At 61.4% G+C, this 3,216-nt stretch carries 4 protein-coding genes; all 4 read left to right on the top strand.

Annotated elements, in window-relative coordinates; translation table 11 throughout:
- Positions 1 to 457 (top strand): division/cell wall cluster transcriptional repressor MraZ (locus ACT8II_RS08305; protein ID WP_443813749.1); only part of this gene is annotated, 457 nt, incomplete at its 5' end.
- Positions 458 to 493: 36 nt separating this feature from the next.
- Positions 494 to 1,444, top strand: coding sequence for a 16S rRNA (cytosine(1402)-N(4))-methyltransferase RsmH (gene rsmH, locus ACT8II_RS08300; protein WP_118654166.1), 951 nt, complete (start codon positions 494 to 496; stop codon positions 1,442 to 1,444).
- Between the two features lie 72 nt (positions 1,445 to 1,516).
- Entirely contained in the window at positions 1,517 to 1,990 is a 474-nt protein-coding gene (locus ACT8II_RS08295; protein ID WP_118654165.1) for a hypothetical protein, read from the top strand.
- A 17-nt stretch (positions 1,991 to 2,007) separates the two neighbouring features.
- Positions 2,008 to 3,216 (top strand): peptidoglycan D,D-transpeptidase FtsI family protein (locus ACT8II_RS08290; RefSeq protein ID WP_443813747.1); only part of this gene is annotated, 1,209 nt, incomplete at its 3' end.

Raw genomic sequence — 3,216 nt, 5'->3', positions numbered from 1 at the left:
AAGCCTAAGGGGGTGTGCGCCAGTGTATTTCAACGGTACCTACGATCGAAATCTCGATGCGAAGGGACGTTTGTCGCTGCCGCCCGCCTTCAAAAAGCAGCTCGAGGGTCATGTGCGCGTCCTTCCCGCTCCTGAAAAGGAAGTCGATGCCCTGTACGTGTTCACTGAGGACACGTTCAAGGTCTGGGTTGACTCTGTGTTTGAGGCAAAGGGCGGGTTCAATCCCACCGACCGTTCTCACCGCATGGTCAAGGAGGCTCTGTACGGCGCGGCAACCACACTCGAAATAGACTCCGCCGCCCGCATCAGCCTTCCCGAGCATGACCGCAAGAAGGCTCACCTGGATCGCGAGGTCACGGTCGTCGGTGGCGACGACCGCCTGGTGATTTGGGATCGCGAGACCTATGCGGCACGTCAGGCTGAGACCGAGGATATCCTCGCGGGCTTCTTCGATTAGGAAAGGCCTTATGGACGCGAACGGGGGACAGGTACGTTGACACCTGAATATCGGCATGAACCAGTCATGCTCCAAGAAGTGCTCGAGCAGCTCCAGCTCGCAAGCGGGTCCGTTGTGTGCGATTGCACGCTCGGCGGTGCCGGTCACTCGGTGAAGATGGCGGCGCAGGTTGGACCCCAAGGGCTGTTGCTCGGGATCGACCAGGACGACATGGCGCTCGAGGCGGCGGGAAATCGGCTTGACGTCGAGGCCCCGGGTACGCCCCACAAGCTCCTCAAGGGAAACTTCGGGGACTTGGACGAGCTCCTGTGCACAGCTCAGGTGCCCGGCGTCGATGGATTCCTGTTCGATCTGGGTGTCTCGAGCCCCCAACTCGATATCCCTGGTAGGGGTTTCTCGTACAACGAGGATGCCCCACTCGACATGCGTATGGATCCGGGAACCAACACCCTAAACGCAGCTGAGGTCTTGAACACCTATACCGAAGCCGACCTCGCCCGGATTCTTCGCGTTTATGGAGAGGAGAAGTTCGCTCGCCAGATCGCGCGTGAGATCGTGCGTCGTCGGCAGGTGACGCCGCTCCAGACGACGGGAGACTTCGTCGAGGCGATCAAAGCCGGTATACCGGCGGCGGCGCGTAGGCACGGAGGGCATCCGGCCAAACGCAGCTTCCAGGCGATTCGCATCGAGGTCAACCATGAGCTCGATGTGCTCGAACGCGGCCTCGAGGCGGCGGTTCGTTGGTTGAACCCGGGAGGTCGCGTATGCGTCATCTCGTACCACTCGCTTGAGGATCGCATCGTCAAGCAACATTTCCAGGAGCTCTCCAAAGGATGCACCTGTCCGCCGGACATTCCGGTGTGCGTGTGCGGGAACGTGCCGATAGTCAAGGTCACCACCCGCAAACCGCTAGTTGCGACGGCCGAGGAGGTCGCCCGCAATCCACGCGCGAGATCGGCGAAGATTCGCTGCGCAGAGCGTCTATAGCTCCGCGTTCGCCATCCGTTCGTCTCGCGCCGCTCGTATTGTCACTGCTTCCGGGACGGAGGGTTGCATATCATGGGTTACCACACCTCAAACGCAGCATATGCCTATGATATGCAGCCCGAGACGTATGCCGGGCACGCTTCCGCCCCCACACCTTCTGCGCGTCCTCGCCTTGATGTCGTCACCGGTGCGGGCCGTGAGGCGAGCCAGGAGGTCAGCCCCCAGTTCACGCATTGCGTCAAGGTCTTCGCCGTGCTCGCGGTTCTGTTCGTCGCGATTGGCGTCTTCCGCGTGGCTCTTGCCGGCCTTACCACCGCAACGCTCAACAACGCCGCGACCCTCTCCAACGAACTTACCGAGGCTCAGGAGCAGAGCTCCGAGCTTGAGGTCATGCGTGCCGTGTATGGCTCGTCCACGCGCATCCGCGACCTTGCTGAGGGCTACGGCATGGTTACCGCGGACAGCGGTATCACGCTCGATTTCACCGAATATGTCGATTCGAGTGCCGACACCGGCGCGAGTGCGCTCTCTGCGCTCGGCCAGTAGTTGGGCGGCACGTCTTCATGTCTTCGAATTACGATAGGAGGCGGGGCTCCGGTCGCACGGGCGGCTCGCGTGGCGGTGCCCAAGATGGGCTCCGTGGCTCGCGCAGCCCGCGTGGTGCGCGCGGTGCACGTGAAGAGTCGCGCGGGCGCGACGCCCGCGGCTCACGCGACCATCGAGACACCCGCGTCAAGACCGATCTGCTTCATTCCGACTTGGCGCATGAGAACATCTCGCGCCACGGCTTTCTCATGGGCGGTTTGGGGCTCGCCGGTCTGCTCATCACGGCGCGCCTTGCCGATTACCAGATCTTCAACGCAAACCGCTACCTCGCCGAGGCGGATGCGCGCCGCATGATAAGCCAAACGCTCTACGCCAAGCGCGGTACGATTTACGACCGCAACGGCACGGTGCTCGTCTCGAGCGTCGAGTGCAAGAACGTCTATGTGAATCCGCAACTCATTGAGAAGAAGCAGCGCAAGAAGGCGATCGCCGCACTCGTTGACGTTTTGGGCGTCGATGAGGAGTACGTGGCCGATCTCTTCGACCAAGACACGACCTTCGCCTATGTGAAGCGCCAGGTTGATGACGAAGATGCCGAGTTGCTCGCACAGAAGGAGATCGCGGGCATCGAGTTCGAGCCGTCAATCAAACGCGTGTATCCGAATGGCACGCTGGCGTCGCAGGTGCTCGGCATCGTGAACGTGGACAATGTGGGCGTTTCGGGCCTCGAAAAGCAATATGACGAGATATTGACGGGCGTGAACGGCTCGTTGGTTCGCGAGCGCGCCTTGGATGGCACGTTCATCGCCGGTGGAGCGTATAAGAAGATCCCCGCCCAAGATGGCATGGACATCGTGCTTGGGATCGACGCGAATATCCAGCGCGTCGCCGAGGACGCCATTGCCGAGGTGGTGGAGCGCGTGGGCGCCAAGAACGGTTCCGTTTTGGTGAGTGATCCCACGACAGGCGAGATCATCTGCGCGTGCTCGTATCCCACCTATGATCCTACGGACTTGGCAAACGCCTCGAACGAGGATCTCAATCTGCGCGTGGTGACCGATGTCTACGAGCCGGGCTCGGTCTTTAAGTCCTTCGTGGCGGCCGCGGGAATCGAACACGAGGGGATGACCCCCGACACCGCCATGGACGTGCCCGCCATGGTCCGGGTGGGCGATGACGAAGTCCGTGACGCCGATAAGCGCGATTATGGCCTCAATATGACGCTG

Origin of the sequence: Collinsella sp. (assembly GCF_052346665.1) — a bacterium.
Lineage (GTDB): Bacteria > Actinomycetota > Coriobacteriia > Coriobacteriales > Coriobacteriaceae > Collinsella.
This window is presented reverse-complemented; position numbering and strand designations above follow the sequence as displayed.

Excerpts from the sequence above, each read along its gene's own strand:
- ACT8II_RS08295 (WP_118654165.1), top strand. The coding sequence starts at position 1,517 with ATGGGTTACCACACCTCAAACGCAGCATATGCCTATGATATGCAGCCC.